This window comes from Faecalibacter sp. (assembly GCF_057177045.1).
Map to the genome: position 1 here is coordinate 1,994,604 of NZ_CM169987.1, position 19,796 is coordinate 2,014,399.

At 33.1% G+C, this 19,796-nt stretch carries 18 protein-coding genes; 8 read left to right on the plus strand and 10 right to left on the minus strand.

Features of this window, described 5'->3' with window-relative positions:
- Window positions 1-19: 19 nt before the first annotated feature.
- Window positions 20-955 (minus strand): ribose-phosphate pyrophosphokinase, encoded by a 936-nt coding sequence (locus tag AC1QSP_RS09340; protein ID WP_484078465.1) that lies wholly within the window; start codon window positions 953-955, stop codon window positions 20-22.
- Window positions 956-1,246: 291 nt separating this feature from the next.
- Here AC1QSP_RS09340 and AC1QSP_RS09345 point away from each other — a divergent pair, with 291 nt between their 5' ends.
- From AC1QSP_RS09345 to AC1QSP_RS09355, 3 genes are read left to right on the plus strand one after another with little or no spacing between them, the layout of a single operon-like run.
- Window positions 1,247-3,154, plus strand: a complete 1,908-nt coding sequence (locus tag AC1QSP_RS09345) for a polysaccharide biosynthesis protein (RefSeq protein WP_484078466.1) — start codon at window positions 1,247-1,249, stop codon at window positions 3,152-3,154.
- A 2-nt stretch (window positions 3,155-3,156) separates the two neighbouring features.
- The gene (locus AC1QSP_RS09350; RefSeq protein WP_484078467.1) at window positions 3,157-3,906 is read left to right on the plus strand and encodes a polysaccharide biosynthesis/export family protein; all 750 of its coding nucleotides are present in this window, start codon (window positions 3,157-3,159) and stop codon (window positions 3,904-3,906) included.
- Between the two features lies 1 nt (window position 3,907).
- Window positions 3,908-6,289, plus strand: a complete 2,382-nt coding sequence (locus tag AC1QSP_RS09355) for a GumC family protein (protein ID WP_484078468.1) — start codon at window positions 3,908-3,910, stop codon at window positions 6,287-6,289.
- A gap of 50 nt (window positions 6,290-6,339) precedes the next feature.
- Here the strand turns inward: AC1QSP_RS09355 and AC1QSP_RS09360 are convergent, their stop codons facing one another.
- Window positions 6,340-7,116, minus strand: coding sequence for a TrmH family RNA methyltransferase (locus AC1QSP_RS09360; protein ID WP_484078469.1), 777 nt, complete (start codon window positions 7,114-7,116; stop codon window positions 6,340-6,342).
- 198 nt (window positions 7,117-7,314) lie between these two features.
- Between AC1QSP_RS09360 and AC1QSP_RS09365 the strand changes: the two genes are divergently transcribed.
- The 3 genes from AC1QSP_RS09365 to AC1QSP_RS09375 all read left to right on the plus strand — a co-directional run bounded on the left by AC1QSP_RS09365 (window position 7,315) and on the right by AC1QSP_RS09375 (window position 9,503).
- Window positions 7,315-8,607, plus strand: coding sequence for a peptidase U32 family protein (locus AC1QSP_RS09365; RefSeq protein ID WP_322971546.1), 1,293 nt, complete (start codon window positions 7,315-7,317; stop codon window positions 8,605-8,607).
- A 15-nt stretch (window positions 8,608-8,622) separates the two neighbouring features.
- Window positions 8,623-8,853: a ferredoxin gene (locus AC1QSP_RS09370; protein WP_484078470.1), complete on the plus strand. Its 231-nt coding sequence runs from the start codon at window positions 8,623-8,625 to the stop codon at window positions 8,851-8,853.
- Between the two features lie 92 nt (window positions 8,854-8,945).
- The gene (locus tag AC1QSP_RS09375; RefSeq protein ID WP_484078471.1) at window positions 8,946-9,503 is read left to right on the plus strand and encodes a 5-formyltetrahydrofolate cyclo-ligase; all 558 of its coding nucleotides are present in this window, start codon (window positions 8,946-8,948) and stop codon (window positions 9,501-9,503) included.
- On the opposite strand, the gene AC1QSP_RS09380 is transcribed toward AC1QSP_RS09375, so the two are convergent.
- Window positions 9,467-10,075 carry a hypothetical protein gene (locus AC1QSP_RS09380; protein WP_322971543.1) on the minus strand — a complete coding sequence of 203 codons (609 nt, stop codon included), beginning with the start codon at window positions 10,073-10,075 and terminating at the stop codon, window positions 9,467-9,469. The two genes, AC1QSP_RS09375 and AC1QSP_RS09380, sit on opposite strands and share 37 nt — an antisense overlap.
- Window positions 10,059-11,141, minus strand: coding sequence for a hypothetical protein (locus AC1QSP_RS09385; RefSeq protein WP_484078472.1), 1,083 nt, complete (start codon window positions 11,139-11,141; stop codon window positions 10,059-10,061). Before AC1QSP_RS09385 ends, AC1QSP_RS09380 begins: the two co-directional genes overlap by 17 nt.
- 287 nt (window positions 11,142-11,428) lie before the next feature.
- Here AC1QSP_RS09385 and AC1QSP_RS09390 point away from each other — a divergent pair, with 287 nt between their 5' ends.
- Window positions 11,429-11,650 carry a hypothetical protein gene (locus AC1QSP_RS09390; protein WP_484078473.1) on the plus strand — a complete coding sequence of 74 codons (222 nt, stop codon included), beginning with the start codon at window positions 11,429-11,431 and terminating at the stop codon, window positions 11,648-11,650.
- Window positions 11,651-11,713: 63 nt separating this feature from the next.
- Here AC1QSP_RS09390 and AC1QSP_RS09395 read toward each other — a convergent pair whose 3' ends face one another.
- The 3 genes from AC1QSP_RS09395 to AC1QSP_RS09405 all read right to left on the minus strand — a co-directional run bounded on the left by AC1QSP_RS09395 (window position 11,714) and on the right by AC1QSP_RS09405 (window position 16,289).
- Window positions 11,714-12,763 (minus strand): NAD(P)-dependent alcohol dehydrogenase, encoded by a 1,050-nt coding sequence (locus AC1QSP_RS09395; RefSeq protein WP_484078474.1) that lies wholly within the window; start codon window positions 12,761-12,763, stop codon window positions 11,714-11,716.
- 76 nt (window positions 12,764-12,839) lie between these two features.
- Complete coding sequence (locus tag AC1QSP_RS09400) at window positions 12,840-14,957, minus strand: prolyl oligopeptidase family serine peptidase (protein WP_484078475.1); 2,118 nt, start codon at window positions 14,955-14,957, stop codon at window positions 12,840-12,842.
- Window positions 14,958-14,963: 6 nt separating this feature from the next.
- Window positions 14,964-16,289 (minus strand): hydroxymethylglutaryl-CoA synthase family protein, encoded by a 1,326-nt coding sequence (locus AC1QSP_RS09405; protein WP_484078476.1) that lies wholly within the window; start codon window positions 16,287-16,289, stop codon window positions 14,964-14,966.
- A 141-nt stretch (window positions 16,290-16,430) separates the two neighbouring features.
- On the opposite strand from AC1QSP_RS09405, the gene AC1QSP_RS09410 reads away from it, so the two are divergent.
- Complete coding sequence (locus tag AC1QSP_RS09410) at window positions 16,431-17,027, plus strand: hypothetical protein (RefSeq protein WP_484078477.1); 597 nt, start codon at window positions 16,431-16,433, stop codon at window positions 17,025-17,027.
- A gap of 36 nt (window positions 17,028-17,063) precedes the next feature.
- Here the strand turns inward: AC1QSP_RS09410 and AC1QSP_RS09415 are convergent, their stop codons facing one another.
- The 3 genes from AC1QSP_RS09415 to AC1QSP_RS09425 all read right to left on the minus strand — a co-directional run bounded on the left by AC1QSP_RS09415 (window position 17,064) and on the right by AC1QSP_RS09425 (window position 19,788).
- Window positions 17,064-17,966 carry an SPFH domain-containing protein gene (locus AC1QSP_RS09415; protein WP_322971536.1) on the minus strand — a complete coding sequence of 301 codons (903 nt, stop codon included), beginning with the start codon at window positions 17,964-17,966 and terminating at the stop codon, window positions 17,064-17,066.
- A 131-nt stretch (window positions 17,967-18,097) separates the two neighbouring features.
- A complete protein-coding gene (locus tag AC1QSP_RS09420) occupies window positions 18,098-18,424 on the minus strand; it encodes an SUF system Fe-S cluster assembly protein (RefSeq protein ID WP_322971535.1) in 327 nt (108 codons plus the stop codon).
- A gap of 200 nt (window positions 18,425-18,624) precedes the next feature.
- Window positions 18,625-19,788, minus strand: coding sequence for a hypothetical protein (locus AC1QSP_RS09425; RefSeq protein WP_484078478.1), 1,164 nt, complete (start codon window positions 19,786-19,788; stop codon window positions 18,625-18,627).
- Window positions 19,789-19,796 lie beyond the last annotated feature (8 nt).

Consider the following 19,796-nt stretch of genomic DNA (forward strand, 5'->3'; position numbering starts at 1 on the left):
TTTATAAGCTTGTAATTGATTAGATTACAAAGCGTTGGCTAATTGATTTATTGTCATGAACTAAATGCATAACATCAGCAAAAAGCGGAGCGCAAGATAACACTTTTATTTTATCTACACCAGTCTTTTTTAATGGAATACTATCAGTTACAGCAATTTCTGTTAACATTGAGTCTTGTAAACGCTCAAATGCAGGTCCAGAAAGGATTCCGTGAGTTGCAATTGCACGTACAGATTTTGCACCTTTTGACATGATTAACTCGGCAGCTTTTGCTAACGTACCAGCAGTATCAATCATATCATCCACTAAAATGACATTTTTACCTTCTACTTCTCCAATCAACATCATGTTCTCTACTTGGTTAGCCACTTTACGCTCTTTATGACAAATCACGATATCTGCATTTAAGTGTTTTGCGTACGTATTCGCACGTTTAGCACCTCCCATATCTGGAGAAGCAATACATAAATTATCTAAACCTAAGCCATTGATGTAATCAACAAAGATGGTTGAAGCAAATAAATGATCTACAGGAATTTCGAAGAATCCTTGAATTTGATCTGCGTGTAAATCCATTGTCATTACACGAGTTGCACCAGCTGACATTAACATTTTCGCTACTAATTTAGCACCGATTGGTACACGTGGAGCATCTTTACGATCTTGACGGGCAAAACCAAAGTAAGGAATAACCACGGTGATTGATTTAGCTGAAGCACGTTTAGCTGCATCACACATTAATAATAACTCCATTAAATTATCTGTTGGTTGATGCGTAGATCCGATTAAGAAAACGCGGGCCCCACGAATTGGTTGTTCGAATGCCGGCGTGAATTCTCCATCGCTAAATTGTACGATTTTTAAATTACCTAATTCTTGACCGTAATGTTCTGCGATTTTTGTGGCCAAATCATGTGAACCACGTGTTGAGAAAAGAAATGCTGATTGTTCCATTGTTTGTTTGGGGAATTTTGTGCAAAATTACAATTTTTTCAAAGAATTGTAAAGTTAAAAAATTCAAAATTGGCAATTTTATTAACGGTTAGTACTTATTGAATTACCAATCGATAAATATTTATTTTTTATAGAATGAAAAAGAATAATTATGAATACGATTTAATGTCTAAAATATTTTAAGATATTTGTAAACACCTAAAAGATTTAAGATAGTTTTATAGAATTATTATGATATATTTTTGATTCTATCCAACCGGCTATTATAAAATTTTCGCACGCTATTTACACATGGATAATACAAAAGACAATTTACTTAAAAACCTACCCCGATGGGTTATCTTACTTATTGATTTAAGTATCGTTGGGTTCTCATATTTTATCAGTAGTTTTATTATTAATAGTTTCACTGGAACTTTTGATTTTACTCATATTTTATACAAAATCCCTCTAGTAATAATAGTATATTTAATTTTTTATATCATTTTTGGAACTTACAAAGGAGTCATTCGTCAAACGGGACTAAAAGATGCTCAAAATGTATTTTTATCGAATCTTTTTGCATTTTTTTTAATTTTAACTTTGTCTATTATTGCTCGAAATACACTCGATTTTGAAGATATTGTCTTAAAGCGCTACCGTTTATCTTATTCTGTTTTATTTATTCATTCTTTTGTAGCCACCGTCATCATGGTTTTTGCAAGAACAACATATAAATCATTATATGCGCATTATTTAGTAAATAGCAAAAAATCTAAAAACGTATTAATTTATGGTGCAGGAGATTCAGGAGTCATTACACTAAATACATTAATGGCCGATCACAGTTCAGATTGTTCAGTGGTCTGTTTTATTGATGACAATTATAAAAAAGCAGGAAAAAAAATCAATGGTGTAATGGTTCGTCATTCTTCAACGCTATCCGAGGAATTTATCCAACAGAACGACATTAAGGAAGTGATTATCTCCATTCAGAACATAAAAAAGAATGAACTTTTAAGAATTTCAGAAGAGTTAACAAAATATCCAATAAAAGTAAAAATTGTACCTGCTGTACAAGATTGGTTAAATAATAACTATTCCTCTAAACAAATTAAAGACCTTAACATTGACGATTTATTGGGTCGTGACACAATTCAGTTAAACAATCCTATTGTAGATCAAGAGTTAGAAGGCAAAATTATTTTAGTCACTGGAGCTGCAGGATCGATTGGAAGTGAAATTGCTCGTCAAGTCGCACGCAAAAAATTTAAAAAACTAATTCTGATTGATATTGCTGAGTCTGCCTTGTATGATGTTCAACAAAACATGAAATCGGAATTTCTTGATCAAATTGAATTTATTATCGGAAATGTAAGGGATGAAAACCGTATGCGGTACATTTTCAATACTTATTCGCCTGATTATATTTATCATGCTGCTGCCTATAAGCATGTTCCTTTAATGGAAAAGTATCCTTATGAAGCGGTAAACACCAACATCAAAGGAACGAAGATAATGGCGGACTTGGCGAATGAATTTAAGGTGGAAAAATTTGTAATGATATCAACGGATAAAGCAGTAAATCCGACCAATGTGATGGGAGCAACCAAACGATGCGCAGAAATCTATGTGAATTGCCTGAATGCTTTATCTGACACAAATTATATTGTCACACGATTTGGAAATGTATTGGGATCGAATGGATCCGTAATTCCTTTATTCAAACGACAAATGAATGAAGGTGGTCCGTTAACGGTTACGCATCCCGAAATCACACGTTATTTCATGACGATTCCCGAAGCTTGTCAATTGGTTTTAGAAGCAGGAACAATGGGTAATGGTGGAGAAATCTTTGTATTTGACATGGGAGAGTCGATGAAAATTTTTGATTTAGCCAAACGAATGATTCGATTAAGTGGATATCGTTACCCAGAAGAGATCGACATAAAAATTATTGGACTTCGCCCTGGAGAAAAAATTTATGAGGAACTATTAGCCAATAATGAAAATACGATTAAGACCCATCATGAAAAGATTATGATTGCAAAAGTTGATTACTCCAGCTGCGAGCATACTTACGATAAAATTACAGAATTATGTCAATTTGCAACAGCGTCAGAACAAAATAAAGATAATAACGCTTTGGTCTTAAAAATTAAAAAGATTGTTCCTGAATTTATTTCACAAAATTCTACCTTTGAATTATTAGATAAATAAAAATGAAATTAAAATCCTTACATCTATTTTTGTGTTGTTTTTCTGCACTAATCATCACATCTTGTGCGAAAAGAGAAGATGTCGTATACTTTAACGATGCTGAAAAAATTAGTACAATCGTAGAAGAAGTTACTCCAAGAATTCAAAAAAACGATAAATTAAGAGTAAGTGTTTATGCAGCAGATCCTGCAACTACTGCCCCTTTCAATCAACAAAGTTCATCTTCTAATGATATCGAAGGGAAAACCTATTTAGTAGATGAAAATGGAGAAATTGAATTACCTATCTTAGGAAAAGTAAATGTAAAAGGTCTAACCCGAGTAGAAGCTCAAAAACTCATTCAAGATAAAGTCGCTATCTATATCCGAAATGCTACAGTCACTGTATCATTCGTTGATTTTAAAATTACCATTTTAGGGGAAGTGAATAGCCCGGGTACAAAAACATTAACTTCTGAAAAAGTTTCTATTATTGATGCCATTGGTTTAGCAGGTGATTTAAAAATTAATGGTGTGCGTAACAACATTATGGTTATTCGTAATACTGAAGGTCAAGTTGAATCTCATCGCGTAGATTTAACCTCAAGTACTATTTTTAATTCTCCAGTGTATTATCTTGCTCAAAATGACGTTGTATATGTTGAACCAAATAAATCGGCTATACAAAATGCATCGAGCACACGTACAATTACAATTGCCGCATCGATTATTGGGTTAGTATTATCAATAACAACAATTATAACACGTTTATAAAATGGAGAAGCATAAAGAGATTGATTTTGGGAACGACCCCAATTCGTCTTTTGATCTGAGGGAGATAATTTTTCCTTATCTAAAATTTTGGTACCTATTTGTCATTGGTGCACTTATCGCCCTAGGTATAGCTCACACCTACTTACGTTATGCAATAAATATGTATTCATCATCTGCCAAAGTTCTGGTAAATGATAAGAATGCAAAAAATATAGAACTTGCTGCATTAGATAGCCGTATAACAGGTAAAGAAGCCGATTCTGATTTATCGGATCTGATTGAAATTATCAAATCAAGAAGAATTATTTCGAAAGTAGTCGAGAACAATAAATTAAATATTACTTATACGCGTGTCGGACGCATCAAAGAAATAGAAGTTTTTAGAGAAGATTCTCCTGTTAAAGTTATTTTTATCCAACCGGATACAGCAACCAAAGATAATTTATCCGGATCATATCATATCCGTATTGATTCACAAACTCAATTCACCAATGTAGAAACCAATAAATCTTATCATTTTGGTCAAAAGATTCAGAATCCTTACGGAGATTTTATTTTGGTTGCCAACGATGGTAAGGATTTAAAATTTGAACGTGGAACAGAATTAGTCATCAAATTTGCTCCATTTTTAGCGACAGTCAATTCTTATAAAAGTCGAGTACAAATTTCCGCTTTAGGGGATGGATCTCGAATTTTAAATATTTCGTTGGTTGATAATATTACCAAAAGGGCAAATGTTTTTATCGACGAGCTTGTCAAGGAGTTCAATAACGATTTAGTTAATGACGATGTAAAAATCGTGAATGCCACTTCTAAATTTATCAACGAACGTCTAGGAATTGTAACAGCAGAATTACAGGGAGTCGATCGTAGTTTAGAATCCTATAAATCTTCAAATAATATCACCAATCTTGAAGCTGAATCTGGATTATATTTAAATAATGCGACACAAACCGAAAAGGCGATTTTAGATTATCACAATCAGTTGTCGTTGGTTGATTTTATGAATAGTGCGTTACAAAACAACAGAGATAATTTATTACCTACAAATATTGGATTAACTGATGGTACAATAACCAACACCATCAACCAATACAATAATTTAGTACTCGCAAAAGAAGAAAAGCTAAAAAACGTAACTGAACAACATGATGATGTAAAGACAATTCAAAAACAAATTAATGATTTGAAAATCAATTTGCGATCAAGTTTTAAATTGTATCGTAATAATGTTCAAACATCTATAAATTCATTACAAACTCAGAAATCAGGAATTAATACGCGCTTATCAAAGATTCCATCTCAAGAACGTGTATTCAAAGATATTTCAAGACAGCAACAAATTGTTGAAGCACTTTATTTGTTCTTATTACAAAAGCGTGAAGAATCTGAAATTAAAGCAGCAGCTAGTCCAGAGCACATCAAAATAGTAGATAGTGCCATTGGTACTGGTTTGGTATCTCCAAACTCTAAGATGATTTATCTTGGTGCATTGGCTTTAGGTTTAGCAGTACCTTTTGGTTTTGTCTTTTTACGTCAATTATTGAATAATAAAATCCATACCAAAGAAGATTTAGAAAAATTAGTAGGAGCTCCAATTGTCGGTCAAATTCCTAACAGCCGCATTAAAATTGTAAAGAATAATGATAACTCGGTGACTGCAGAATCATTCCGAATGTTAAGAACCAATATTAATTTCATGACCAAAAGTCAAAGAGATACTGGTAAAATCATTTATGTGACATCCTCAATTTCTGGAGAAGGAAAAACCTATATCGCAACAAACTTGAGTCAAATTATGACATTCTCAAATGATCGCGTATTATTGATTGGTGCCGATATTCGTAATCCAAAAATTATGGAATACCTTAATATCGATTCTATTCCTCGTAGAACTCCTGGTGTTACCAATTTCTTAGCAGATGATAATGTTTTGGTTGAAGAAATTATCCATAAAAATATTTCTAATTATGCATTTGATTTCATCAATTCAGGAGATATTCCACCCAATCCAGCAGAGTTATTGATGAATGGTCGTTTCTCTAAAATTATTGAATATGCGCGACAGCATTATGATTATGTAATTGTAGATACGGCTCCAATTAATCTTGTAACAGACACCGTATTAATTGCAGATGATGCAGATGTTACTTTATATATCTCTCGTGCGAATTATACAGATAAAAATGTAATGGATATTCCAAAGCAAATGTATCAAGAGAAAATTCTTAAAAACATGAGCATGGTGGTTAACGATTTAGATATGAATCGCGGTTATGGTTACCGTTACGGTTATGGCTACGGTTATGGCTATGGTTACGGTTATAATTATACAGAAAACACTCCTTTTTATAAAAAAATATTTAAGCGTTTTAAATCATAAAAGAAAAGCCTCAAGAAAATCTTGAGGCTTTTTTTATTACAATATAAATATTATTTACTTCTTTGTCTTACGGCTTCGTAGACACAAATTGCCGCAGCATTACTCACATTTAATGAATCCACAAATCCTAACATTGGAATTTTGATTAAAGCCGCTGAATGATCCGCCCAAAAATCAGATAAACCTGTTGCTTCAGTTCCTAATATAATCGCAGATCCTGATGTGAAATCTGCTTCGTATAAACTGATTGTTTCATCGCGTAAAAACGTCGATACAACTTGAATATTTCGTTCCTCTAAATAGGCTAAAACTTCTTCTTTAGATGCCGATGCAATTTGATTGGTAAACAACGTCCCTACGGAAGAACGTATGACATTCGGATTAAAGAAATCCACCGTTTCATCACAGACAATCACCGCATCTACTTTTGCTCCATCACCTGTTCTTAAAACTGCACCAAGATTTCCTGGTTTTTCTACGGCTTCTAGTACAACAACCAATGGATTTTCTGGTAAGTTTAAATCTTCTAATTTTGAAGCTTTCGTTTTATACACACCAATTATTCCACCTGTTGATTTACGATAAGCTAACTTTTCAAAGATTGCACGCGTAATTTCAAAACGTCTTGGGTTTCCAAATTTGATTGAAGAATCATAAATGTCTTCACAAATATAAATTTCAACCGCTTCATATCCACCTTTTATGGCTAATTCATTTTCTTGAGTTCCCTCAACAATAAATAACCCTTGATTTTTACGTTCTCTCGATTTCTCTTGCAATTTCAGCAAGTTTTTAATTTTAGGATTTTGAAGACTTTCTATTTGCATGCTACAAAATTAAGGTAAAATTTGTTCGATTTTGATATGTTTTTAAGCCAAGTTAGCTTTTGAATGGATATAAATCCATCACTTCGAATGAATTAAATTATTCAAAACCTTAGATTTAAATTAACATTCTCAATTTTAATTCATTATAAAATTCCTTTAAAATTTTATACCTTTGCACCTTAAAATCAGAATTTTCGTATGACCAAAGATGGAAAAATAGAATTGATGGCTCCCGCTGGGAACTTCGAATCGTTACAAGCTGCATTAGATAATGGTGCTGATTCTGTGTACTTCGGTGTTGATCAGCTGAATATGCGTGCGAGAGCATCAATCAACTTTACAATGGGTGATTTACCAGAAATTGTAGAGCGTTGTGAAGCGAAAGGTGTACGTTCTTACCTTACATTAAATACAATCATTTATGATCACGATTTATCGTTGATCAAAGTGTTATTAGATAAAGCGAAAGAAGCTAACATTACAGCTGTTATTGCTATGGATCAATCAGTGATTGCCTATGCAAGACAAATTGGAATGGAAGTTCACATTTCGACTCAAATTAACGTGACAAATATCGAAACAGTAAAATTCTATGCAATGTTTGCTGATACCATGGTATTATCTCGTGAGTTGAGTTTAAAACAAGTAGAAAAGATTTGCGAATTAATCGTTAAAGATGACGTTCGTGGACCAAGTGGTAACTTAGTAGAAATCGAAATTTTTGGACACGGTGCATTATGTATGGCTGTTTCTGGAAAATGTTACTTAAGCTTACACTCGCACAACTCTTCAGCAAATCGTGGAGCTTGTAAACAAAACTGTCGTAAAAAATATACAGTAATCGATCAGGAAACTGGATTCGAAATCGAATTAGATAACGAATACATGATGTCGCCTAAAGATTTATGTACAATGGATTTCTTAGACCAAGTGGTAAATGCAGGAATCAAAGTATTAAAAATCGAGGGTCGTGGTCGTGCTCCTGAGTATGTGGCTACCGTTATTCGTTGTTATCGTGAGGCAATCGACGCAATCGCTGACGGAACTTACACAAAAGAGAAAGTAGATTACTGGATGGGATTATTACAAACTGTATATAACCGTGGTTTCTGGTCTGGATATTATTTAGGTCAAAAATTAGGGGAATGGTCTGCAGTTCCAGGATCAATGGCCACTCAAAAGAAAGTGTACATCGGAAAAGGGGTTCACTTCTTCCCAAAAGCGAACATTGGTCAATTCGTAATCGACGCTTATGATTTAAAAATTGGGGATACAATTTTAGTTACTGGTCCCACAACAGGTGCCAAAGAAATGGTGGTTACTGAAATGATGGTAGAAGATGTAAAATCTGAAATCGCTAAAAAAGGTGATAGTATTACAATCCCAATGGATTTCCGTATCCGTCCTTCAGATAAATTATACAAATTAGTAAAAGTAGAAGAACCTGGAACACAACAAAACGCTGTGGAAGAAGGTGCGTACTCTCACTAAAATTTAGCTTGAAGAATGGTCATAATTACTCTACAACGCGATAAATGTATTGGATGTAACTATTGTTATGAATTAGCACCAGAACGTTTTCGTATGTCTAAAAAAGATGGAAAATCGGTGTTATTAAAATCAACGGATAAGAAAGGATTTCATACCCTGAAAGATCCTGATCACGGGATTGCAGATAACTGCGAACGCGCAGCAAAAGCTTGTCCTGTGAACATCATTACAGTAAAAGAAATTTAATTTTTAGTTATATCATCACTATAAAAAAGCCATCAGTAATTGATGGCTTTTTTTATGAATATATTTCATATCTTAGAATAAATCGAAGAAACATGTTAAAAGCGGAAGCAAGAAAATGGTATAGAGCAAAACGAAAAGAATACACGCCGGAAGATGTAGCGTCTAAAAGTGAACAAATTTTTCATCATATCAAGCATTTCGATTTTACTTCAGATCAAAACTTTCACATTTTCTTACCGATTGAAAAAAACAATGAAATTAATACCTATCCGCTAATCAATTGGTTATTTTCACTCGGAAAATCTGTTGTTACTCCATTAGTAATAGGTGATGATATGATAAACTGCAAAGTAGAACCTCATTTTAAGACGGAATTAAATGCCTTGCACATTCCTGAGCCCATCGCATATACTGAAATTGATTCCAAAGAAATCGATGTGGTTTTTGTTCCAATGTTTGTTGCCGATCAACGTGGAAATCGTGTAGGCTATGGTGGGGGATATTATGATAAATTCTTATCACGTTGTCGACCAACCACAAAAAAAATAGGCCTAACATACTTTAGACCTATTGATATTATTGAAGATGCCTATGAAGGCGATATACCCTTAAATTATCTTGTAACTCCTGAAGAAATCGTATCATTCTGAATCGAATCTTTGGCTTCATTTAATGTTTTAAAATAAAATTTGAACTCTCGTTTAAATTTGATGGGTTCTTGTTTTAAAACAAAAACAGATTTTCGATCGACCGTTTTTACTAATTTTTTGTCTTTGTTGAAAAGGTTTAACGCATATTCTGCACTTTTTATCGTATCTGGAGTAATACTATCATTGGGAATAATATTGAATTTTGCTACCGATATAAAATGAATTTTATTACGTTTTAAATTGGCTAATAACGTATCTACTTCCGAAACATTGTCTTCTGAGAAATAACTGCGTAATTGTTCTATCAAAGCATGCTGAACGACACTATCATTATTATTAGAAGCTAAAACAGAAAGCTCGAAGAATTCACGCAATTTACGTTTCGAAATAAAATTAACGGCTTCAATCGAATCCATTTTCGTATTAACCGAAGAAGATTCGTTCTTATATCCTTTAATCACTTCAGGATTATAATCTCCATCGTATGTTGTATCATTTTTACAAGAATATATGATCCAAATCGATAAAAGTGCGCACAAACACAAATTCATCAGTTTAATTATCTTCTTCATCTTGCTGAATTTTAAATTTAAGTTTCACGATTTTTCCATTTTTACTTTCAGATTCGATTAAAGAAAAATTCTTCAACGAAGTGGTCGGTAAGGAAACAAGATTTATGTATTGTTGTTTGGTTAAAATTTCAACCCCAAAAAAATCATTATCATAGACCTGATAAATCAATGCATTATCATCAATCATTTGATTTAATTTAGCCATACGTTGTTTTAAATCTTTAGCTGAATTCGAATAATAATAAAGCATAACTTTATAATCATCGGGTTCTAAAAGAATTTTCTCAGGTTGACGGTAGTGATGAAGATTTACTCGGAAGGTATCCAATTTGTGATAAGGTGTAGATACAACCATACGTACTGTATCGCTCCCTGATTCAAAATTAATACATCCTGTCTTCGATGTTAAATAAAGTGGAGTAAATCCTTGTCGAAGGATGGTTACTTCTACCGAATTTTTAACCAATGCTTGACGATCAGAATCTACAAAACAGAATTCATAATTTTTGGTTTGAAAAAAAGCCAAATAAACACCAATTGCCCCTAACAAAATCACACTTACTATAGAAGTTATTAAGGCTACCTTCTTTAATGAACTTTTATCTTTTATTCCTTCTGGTGTTTCCTTCTCAGAAAGCGTAGTATTCGTTTCTTGCTCAACAGATTTATGTTCTTCTTTAACGGTTTCGTTGACAACTTCTTCAACGGCAGGCTCTATTGGACGATTCAGAACAAATGGTTCCACTACTTGATCCGATTTTCCAAATATTTCAATTTCTTTTTGCCTTAAAAAATGTGCCCAACTTTTATAGCCACAATATTGAGCTAATAAGTTTAGCATATCAATACGTGGTAATTTTTTAAAATCGGATTTGAAGTAGGTATAAAACCATTTTTCACTCACCGTGGATTTGGTTTTATTGAACAAATCTTCTTGAAAAACAACAATTTCTTGTCCTTTCCATTTCGATAAATCTGTGGATTGAGCAGAATTTTCCTCTAAAAACCGTTCAGCGATCGATTTTTTCAGAATTTCAAAAATTTCTATATCTGTAAACTTGCTCAATTTAATTAATTATACGGTTGATATATAATGGTTTGTAAAATAATTTCTGTTTTTATAAAATCAGATGTTATGCTTTACAAATAAAACAAAAATAATGATTTATCGTATCAAAATGACCTTTATTTCACATTTTAGATCATCCTATAGTTTTGTAAAATAAAAGCAAATTAATTTCAATGTGATTACAACCATATTTCCTTGATTTATAATCACCTCACCCTAACTTTGACCCATCGATTTAAAACAACAATCGAATCATTTTTAAAATAATTAAAAAAAATAATCAGATGAAAAATTTAGCATTAGTAGCAATCGTAGCATTATCATTTACAGCAATTTCTTGTAATGGAAACAAAGAAGTTGAATCTCCTGTTGAAGAAGTAGAAGTTGTAGACACATTAAATGCTGCCATCGATTCAACAGCTGTTGAAACTCCAGAAGTTTCTGCTGATTCAGTAGAAAATGTAATTACTGATTCTGCTGCTGTTTCTGAAGAAGCTGCTCAATAATAGAAGCTTTATTACCAAAAAAAAAGGCATTTCCTATGGAATGCCTTTTTTTATATTTCATTTTTATGATTCTTTCAAAGATTTAATATCAATTACAAAACGATATTTTACATCTGATTTCATCATGCGTTCGTAGGCTTCATTGATATTTTGGATGTCAATCATTTCTACATCAGAAACAATATTATGTTCTCCACAGAAATCTAACATTTCTTGAGTCTCTTTGATTCCTCCAATTAATGATCCTGCAAGGTTTCTACGTTTCATAATTAATAATCCTCCGTGGATGGATTCTAAAGGTTCTATAGCCCCTACCATACACATGGTTTTATCCAATTTTAGCAATTGCAAATAAGGATTTACATCATGTTTGACAGGAATAGTATTCAATAAGAAATCAAACGAATTACGATGCGCTTTCATCTGTTCTCCATCTTTTGAAATTAAAACCTTATCGGCTCCTAATTTCTTCGCGTCCTCTCCTTTTGCTTCAGATGTAGTAATCATCACGACATGTGCTCCCATTGCTTTAGCAAATTTTACCCCCATGTGTCCTAAACCACCTAGTCCAATCACTCCAACTTTATCTCCTTCTTTCACATTCCAGTGGCGTAAAGGCGACCATGTTGTAATACCAGCACATAATAAAGGTGCAGCAGCTGCGGCATCAATATTTTCTGGTACATGTAGCACGAATCCTTCTTCTACTACAATATTCTCCGAATAACCTCCGTAAGTAATTCCTCCGTATTTTGAGTTTTTTGAATTGTATGTTCCTGTTGAACCATTCTCACAATATTGCTCTAATCCTTCCTCACAAGGATGGCAATGTTGACAAGACTCTACTAAACATCCTACTCCCACTAAATCTCCAACTTTAAATTTAGTCACCTCTGATCCTACTTCTTTCACACGACCGATAATTTCATGCCCTGGTACTACAGGATAATTAGGAACTCCCCAATCTCCTTTGGCGGTATGGATATCGCTATGACATACTCCACAGTAATCAATGTCAATAAAAACGTCTTTTGGATGTAAATGACGGCGTTCTATAGTATGTGGTCCTAAAGGATCTATTTCGTTAAATGCTGCGTATGTTTTTGTACTCATATCTGATTATATTTTGATAAAAATAAAATAATCCATCCGAGAAATTCAGATGGATTTAGAGTTTATTTGTTGATAATTATTTTAATTTTTTGATTCCCATATTCCATAATGTGAAAGCGTATTTATCAACTGTTTCATTAATAATTACTTCAGTCGAACGTCCAGCACCATGACCTGCTTTCGTCTCAATACGAATTAGTACAGGATTATCACAACTTTGTTTTGCTTGTAATTCTGCAGCAAACTTATACGAGTGAGCAGGAACTACACGATCATCATGATCTCCTGTTGTTACTAATGTAGCAGGATAACACACACCTTCTTTTACATTATGTACTGGAGAATAAGCTTTTAAGTACTCAAACATTTCTTTTGAATCATTTGCTGTTCCATAATCATATCCCCAACCTGCACCTGCAGTAAAGGTATGGTAGCGTAACATATCTAAAACTCCAACTGCCGGTAAAGCAACTTTTGCAATTTTTGGATTGATTGTCATGGTTGCACCAACCAATAATCCTCCATTCGATCCTCCTGATAAAGCGGTAAAATCTGGAGAAGTATATTTGTTGTTTTGTAAATATTCTGCAGCTGCGATGAAATCATTAAATACATTTAATTTATTAAATTGTCGACCCCCATCATGCCATTCTTTACCATATTCACCTCCACCACGTAAATTTGCTACAGCATAAATTCCACCATTTTCTAACCATGCTGCAGTAGAAGGACTAAAGGAAGGCGTTAAAGAAATATTGAATCCTCCATATCCGTAGACTATTGTAGGATTTTTTCCATTTTTCTTTAACCCTTTTTTATAGGTGATAATCATAGGTACTTTTGTTCCATCTTTAGAAGTATAAAATACCTGTTCTGAAATGAAATCTTCTGAATTGAATTTTACATTAGGTTTAATGTAAACTTCTGAAGTACCTTTTTCGATGTTGTATTTATAACTTGTTGAAGGAGTCACATAATTTGAGAATCCAAAGAAAATTTCTTTATCATCTTTCTTTCCTCCAAATCCTGATGCACTTCCCACACCTGGTAATTCAATCTGACGAACTTTACTTCCATCGTATTTGTATTGCTCTACAACCGAAATTGCATCTTTGATGTATTTTGCAAAGAAATATCCTCCTGCAGTAGAAACCGATAATACATTTTTTGTTTCTGGAATAACCGTTTCCCATTTTGATTCGTTAGCAATATCGGATAATTTGGCTTTTACCAACTTATTATTCGGTGCATTACGATTCGTTAAAAGATAGAAGGTATCACCTTCATTTTCAACCACACCTGTTGTTGAATTAAAATCTCCTAATATGGTTTTAATTGGAGCATTTTCTACCGTTAAATCTTGGTAATATAATTCATTACCTGTTGTAGTATTTGCTGCAGAAATAATCAAATATTTTTCGTCATCTGTTAAATAAGCTCCAACATAACGACGTTTTGTTTCACCTCCACCAAAAATTAATTGATCCTTTTTTTGAGGTGTCCCTAATTTGTGAAAATATAATTTGTGTTGATCTGTTTTTTGAGACAATTCAGAACCAGTTGGCTTGTCATATGACGAATAATAAAATCCTTCATTTCCTTTCCATGCGATTCCAGAAAATTTCACATCTACTAAAGTTTCTCCTACAACCGTTTTATCTTTTGCATTTAAAACAATGATTTTACGCCAATCCGAACCACCTTCTGAAATGGAGTAAGCAACTAAAGATCCGTCTTTCGAAAATTCTACATCAGACAAAGAAGTTGAACCATCCTTTGAAAAAGTATTTGGATCTAAAAAAACTTCTTCTTTTCCATCTTCACCTAATTTACGGTATAATACAGAATGCTGTTGTAAACCATCATTTTTGTAATAATAAGTATAGTCTCCTTCCTCAAATGGAGTAGATACTTTTTCGTAATTGTAAATTTCAGTTAATGATTTTTTTAACTGCGTGCGTAATGGAATTTCGTTCAAATAAGCATAAGTCGCTTTATTTTGTTCGATGACCCATTTCTTTGTTTCAGCAGATAAATCATCTTCTAACCAACGGTAAGGATCTTTAACTTCCGCATCGAAATATTTATCGACGTGATTAACTTTCTTCGTTTCCGGATAGCTTTTTTTATAGCTCTGAGCACTTAAACTTGTCATTAATGCAAGGTTGAATAAAATGATTGCTTTTTTCTTCATGTTCTCTTATGATTTATAGGTATAGTATCTTGCGCCTTCTAAATTAATCATTTCTTTCTCAATTCGTTCTAATGCAAAACCTTTTCTTGAAGCAATCGGCTGTTTTACCCCTTTATTATGGAGATTTTCGTATTGCTCAAAACTAATGGCTTGTCTTTGATTTAAGTATTCAAATAAGTTCACATTCTTCATGACCTCTTTCCAATGAGCAGCCACAGTACCTTCAAATACTTTAGATTTGGATCCAGATCCATATCCTATAAATCCTATCTTTTGACCTGCTAATGCTTCATCCTGATCAAAACTAACTTGTAATGCAGAAATTAAAGCAGTAAAGATAGAAGCGGTATACATGTTTCCTATTTCTGAAGAAGCTCTTTGCGTAGGTTCTAATTTTTCTGAAACAAGCGATTTGTAACCGTCTGATTTTGAAACAAGTTTTAAATTTTCATTTGAATTGTCTTCTCCATTTTCTAATGCATATACATCATTAAACATTCGTTTTCCTTGAAAAGCATATGGTAGATGGAAAGCGATATAACGCCAATTCTCATATAATTTACCTGTCACATTGTATTTTTCTTTGAAATTAAAATAAGCTTCTCGAACTCTTGCTTTATAACATTCATTTGAATAATGTCCATCAAAAACAGGTTCATCTGAAAAAATTTCAATTTCTTTTTTGGTTGTATGTAGCGTTGATAAAATTGATTCTTCTGACGAAGTTTGACGAGGTTTGAAGAAATCAAAAACAGATTCCATTCCAATACCCCATTTATTTTCAATTTCAATTAAATTAGGTTGATTCGAAATCAATACAGCTACAGCTCCTGCACCTTGTGTATATTCCCCACCGGTTTCTAGACCATATTTTGCGTAATCTGATGCCACAACAATTGCTTTCTGATCTGGATTTACACGTACAAAATCTAATGCATTATGCAATGCATCCACTCCTCCAATACAAGCAAATGTCATGTCCACAACATCTGTATGTTTAAACACACGCTCACCGTATTGTTCTGCTAGCACTTGTTCAACCATTTGAACAGCATAAGTCGCAGTAGGTTTAGCACCATCCAACGAACTTTCAGTCCCCATATAAACGCGGCCAATTGTTGAAGGATGAATGTTATTTGTTGTTATTAATTTCAAAATTGCATTAGCAGCCATGGTAGCAGTATCTTCATCTGCATCCATAATGGCCATCTTCTTTAAGCCAAGACCTAACTCTAATTTATCGGGATCAATCGAACGTTTGTCGGCTAATTCTCTAATTGATAAATAAATATTTGGAACATATATTGATAAGGTTTCTATACCTACTTTCATCGTGTATTTTATTTTAGAAACTCAAAATTACAGCTTATTTCTAATCTAAAATATGATGTTCAATAGTTTGAAATAATTTGGTTTAGGTAAATATTAAATATTTTCCATACCTTATAATCTAGAAACCCAAAAGCTTATCATATGGTAAAACGTTTATTTTCTAAAAATTTTCTACCCTTTGAATTTTTTCCATTTTTAACCGCATTTTTTCTTGCATGTACAGGAATTTTTACGATGCTCGATATTATTGAGGATATAAATGATTTACTGCATTTCTTTAGCCTTGTATTTTTTGGAATTGGAGCATTAGAAATTATATATGCCTTACAAATGAAAAAGGAAAATTCGAACAAGAAATGGAATATTGCTTTGGGTATTTTCACTGCTTCTATTGGGCTAATCATTCAAACAGAACAAACACATTATGTGGAAATTTTATCGTTTTATATTGGAATTTTATTAATTTTTAGATCAACAATTTCTTTCAATTTAGGCTTAGATGTTTTATCTCATGCACCACACAAAGGCATCATTGCTTTAGTCAGTAGTTTTATCTTATTTGGATTAGGAGGAATGTTAGTATGGAAACTAGAATTAGTTAAGACATCACAAATTAGTTGGATTGGAATATCATTATTGTACTCAGGATTTGTTAATATATATATCTATGATGCTTTTAAAAAGATATCCACACAGGCCGTTGTAAACTACAAGAAAAATCATTTTGTGAATATTTAAAAGCAAAAAACCTCAACCAATTGGTTGAGGTTTTTTTTAGGATTTATGATTGGGATCATTTAATTCATGTGCCGCAGTAAATGACGTTACCATGGTATTTAGCATTTCAGAAGCAGCTGTTGGAGAATTGGGTAATAAAACCAATTTACTTCCAGACTTTTCACCAATGGCTTGTAACGTATCATAATGTTGTGTCACAACAATTAATGCTGAGGCTTCTTGTGACGAAATTCCTACACCATTTAATACATCTACAGATTCTAATAATCCTTTTGCAATTTCTCGACGCTGATCGGCAATTCCTTGTCCTTGCAAACGTTTTGATTCTGCTTCAGCTCTGGCTTTCTCTACGATTAATATGCGTTGGGCATCTCCTTCATACTGTGCAGCAATTTTTTCACGTTCCGACGCATTAATACGATTCATAGCATGCTTTACTTGTTCATCAGGATCAATATCCGTAACTAATGTTTTTATAATTTCGTAACCATATGAATTCATGGCTTCTTGTAATTCACTTTTAACAGCAACTGCAATATCGTCTTTCTTCTCAAACACATCATCCAATCGCAGTTTTGGAACCTCAGCTCGAACTACATCAAAAACAAAAGATGTAATCTGAGTATATGGATTATCTAATTCATAAAAAGCATCATATACTTGATTTTTTATTACTTGATATTGTACTGAAACTTTGATGCGAACAAATACATCATCTTTGGTCTTTGTCTCTACCACCACATCCAATTGTTGAATTTTAAGCGATAATTTGCCCGCTATTTTATCTACAACAGGTATTTTAAATTGTAAACCAGAATTACGAATACTATGGAATTTTCCAAAACGCTCGATGACTGCTGCTGTTTGTTGTTTTACAGTAAAAATTCCCAGATAAATTATAATTGCGGATAAAATTAGAATGATATAAATAGCTGTCATAAAGATTGATTTTTAAAATTTTGTATTAAAATACAAATTAATTTTTAGATGTATTATTATCATTTATTGCAATTCTTGCATCAAGATTATAAAATGGGAGGTTTATTAGATTGCAAAAAAAAGGAATGTTATTATAACATCCCTAATTCAAATTTTGCTTCTTCGCTCATCATATCTCTTTCCCAAGGTGGATCAAATGTAATTTCAACATAAGCTTTAGATACACCCTCGATTTCTTCTACTTTCTGCTCTACCTCTGTAGGCAAAGATTCAGCAACAGGACAGTTTGGTGAAGTTAAAGTCATTAAAACCTTTACTTCTCCTTCCTCGTTAATATGGGCGTCGTAGATTAAACCTAATTCGTAAATATCTACTGGAATTTCAGGATCGAAAATCGTTTTGAACTTATCGACCAATTGTTCTCCAATAGCATCGATTTGTTTCTCAGTTAATGCCATTTGTGATTAATGAATTTCTATTTGCAGCTACAAATGTACAACTCTTTAAGCAATTTGGACTTTTTCTAAATAACTAATTTTAAATCAAAGACTTCATTTAACGTTTATTTAAAAAAAATCGCCTTCTTAAAATAAATTTTTCTAAAAAGGCGATTACAAACACGAAGTACTATTCTTTTAGCACTTTATTATAATTGAGATTATAATCCTACGGTCCAACCTTGAGTCCAAGTGGGTGCATTTACTCCATTTCCTGCACCATTATTTTCTTGTATCGTAAATGCAGCTGTTACATCTGCAACAGTTCCATCCGATTTTTTTCCCGACGCTGTCGTCGTTACATTAATGAAATGTACGTTTTTCACATATAAATCGGTAGGAATTCCCGCTAAAGTTGCATCGTGTTCAATATCGATTCCTTTGGCCCAATTCGCCAACACAACATTTTCTAATTTTCCTTTCGTCCCAACACGTAATTTTAACGCTTGATTTTCTGCCCCATTATAATCGCCACCTAAACCGATTAGAGTCATATTTTTAATCGTTGGATTTGAAATTGGTCCTAATGAATGATTATTGGAATTATTATCTGCTTCTACACCTCGATTTCCTCGTCCTAACCCCGCTTTTGCAAACCAAAACTCATTTTGCCCATTCCATCCTTCAGTCCAATCGAATTGATCATCTTCATTTCCTGTCGACACAATGTATTTTGTATTCACTGTTCCACCAAAGAATTCAATTCCATCATCTGCTCCTTCGTGCAATTGCACATATTCAATCTTTGTTCCCGAACCCACTCCAAATAAAGACAATCCATTAAATTCTTTTTCAGAATTATAGGCTGCTCCAGCATATTCGATACGTGCATATTGGATCACTCCTGAATTGTCATTAGAAACCGATCCACCATACGTTAATTCAGATACTTCTGCTGATGCAGTTGTAGCTTTATTGATTGGAGCTTTCCCACAAAGTACAACTCCTCCCCAAGCGCCTGGTGTGCGATTTTCTGAAGTAAACACTACGGGATTTGTCGCTGTTCCATTCACAAAGATTTGTCCTCCTTGTGCTACTGCTACAAATGATGATGTTCCTCCGTTTGCTACAATTTTAGTACCTGCTGGTATCGTTAATTTGGCTCCATCATTCACTTGTAATTTTCCTGTTAAGTAATATACTTTTGATGGATCTAACGTTACATTATCTCCTGCTTTTAATTCTCCTTTAAAATCGGCTGGATTCGCAACGAATCCTAAAGGGTTTGTTCCTCCATCATTTGAATCGTCATCACTAGAACAGCTTATAAAGGTTACGGATGATACGGCTAAAAGTGCTAAAACTTTAAATACTGATTTTTTCATTGTTTTTT

Bases quoted from the DNA above. Each gene is read 5' to 3' on its own strand.
- AC1QSP_RS09340 (WP_484078465.1), bottom strand. From the start codon at position 955: ATGGAACAATCAGCATTTCTTTTCTCAACACGTGGTTCACATGATTTG.
- AC1QSP_RS09345 (WP_484078466.1), top strand. From the start codon at position 1,247: ATGGATAATACAAAAGACAATTTACTTAAAAACCTACCCCGATGGGTT.
- AC1QSP_RS09350 (WP_484078467.1), top strand. From the start codon at position 3,157: ATGAAATTAAAATCCTTACATCTATTTTTGTGTTGTTTTTCTGCACTA.
- AC1QSP_RS09355 (WP_484078468.1), top strand. From the start codon at position 3,908: ATGGAGAAGCATAAAGAGATTGATTTTGGGAACGACCCCAATTCGTCT.
- AC1QSP_RS09360 (WP_484078469.1), bottom strand. From the start codon at position 7,116: ATGCAAATAGAAAGTCTTCAAAATCCTAAAATTAAAAACTTGCTGAAA.
- AC1QSP_RS09365 (WP_322971546.1), top strand. From the start codon at position 7,315: ATGACCAAAGATGGAAAAATAGAATTGATGGCTCCCGCTGGGAACTTC.
- AC1QSP_RS09370 (WP_484078470.1), top strand. From the start codon at position 8,623: ATGGTCATAATTACTCTACAACGCGATAAATGTATTGGATGTAACTAT.
- AC1QSP_RS09375 (WP_484078471.1), top strand. From the start codon at position 8,946: ATGTTAAAAGCGGAAGCAAGAAAATGGTATAGAGCAAAACGAAAAGAA.
- AC1QSP_RS09380 (WP_322971543.1), bottom strand. From the start codon at position 10,075: ATGAAGAAGATAATTAAACTGATGAATTTGTGTTTGTGCGCACTTTTA.
- AC1QSP_RS09390 (WP_484078473.1), top strand. From the start codon at position 11,429: ATGAAAAATTTAGCATTAGTAGCAATCGTAGCATTATCATTTACAGCA.
- AC1QSP_RS09395 (WP_484078474.1), bottom strand. From the start codon at position 12,763: ATGAGTACAAAAACATACGCAGCATTTAACGAAATAGATCCTTTAGGA.
- AC1QSP_RS09400 (WP_484078475.1), bottom strand. From the start codon at position 14,957: ATGAAGAAAAAAGCAATCATTTTATTCAACCTTGCATTAATGACAAGT.
- AC1QSP_RS09405 (WP_484078476.1), bottom strand. From the start codon at position 16,289: ATGAAAGTAGGTATAGAAACCTTATCAATATATGTTCCAAATATTTAT.
- AC1QSP_RS09410 (WP_484078477.1), top strand. From the start codon at position 16,431: ATGGTAAAACGTTTATTTTCTAAAAATTTTCTACCCTTTGAATTTTTT.
- AC1QSP_RS09415 (WP_322971536.1), bottom strand. From the start codon at position 17,966: ATGACAGCTATTTATATCATTCTAATTTTATCCGCAATTATAATTTAT.
- AC1QSP_RS09420 (WP_322971535.1), bottom strand. From the start codon at position 18,424: ATGGCATTAACTGAGAAACAAATCGATGCTATTGGAGAACAATTGGTC.
- AC1QSP_RS09425 (WP_484078478.1), bottom strand. From the start codon at position 19,788: ATGAAAAAATCAGTATTTAAAGTTTTAGCACTTTTAGCCGTATCATCC.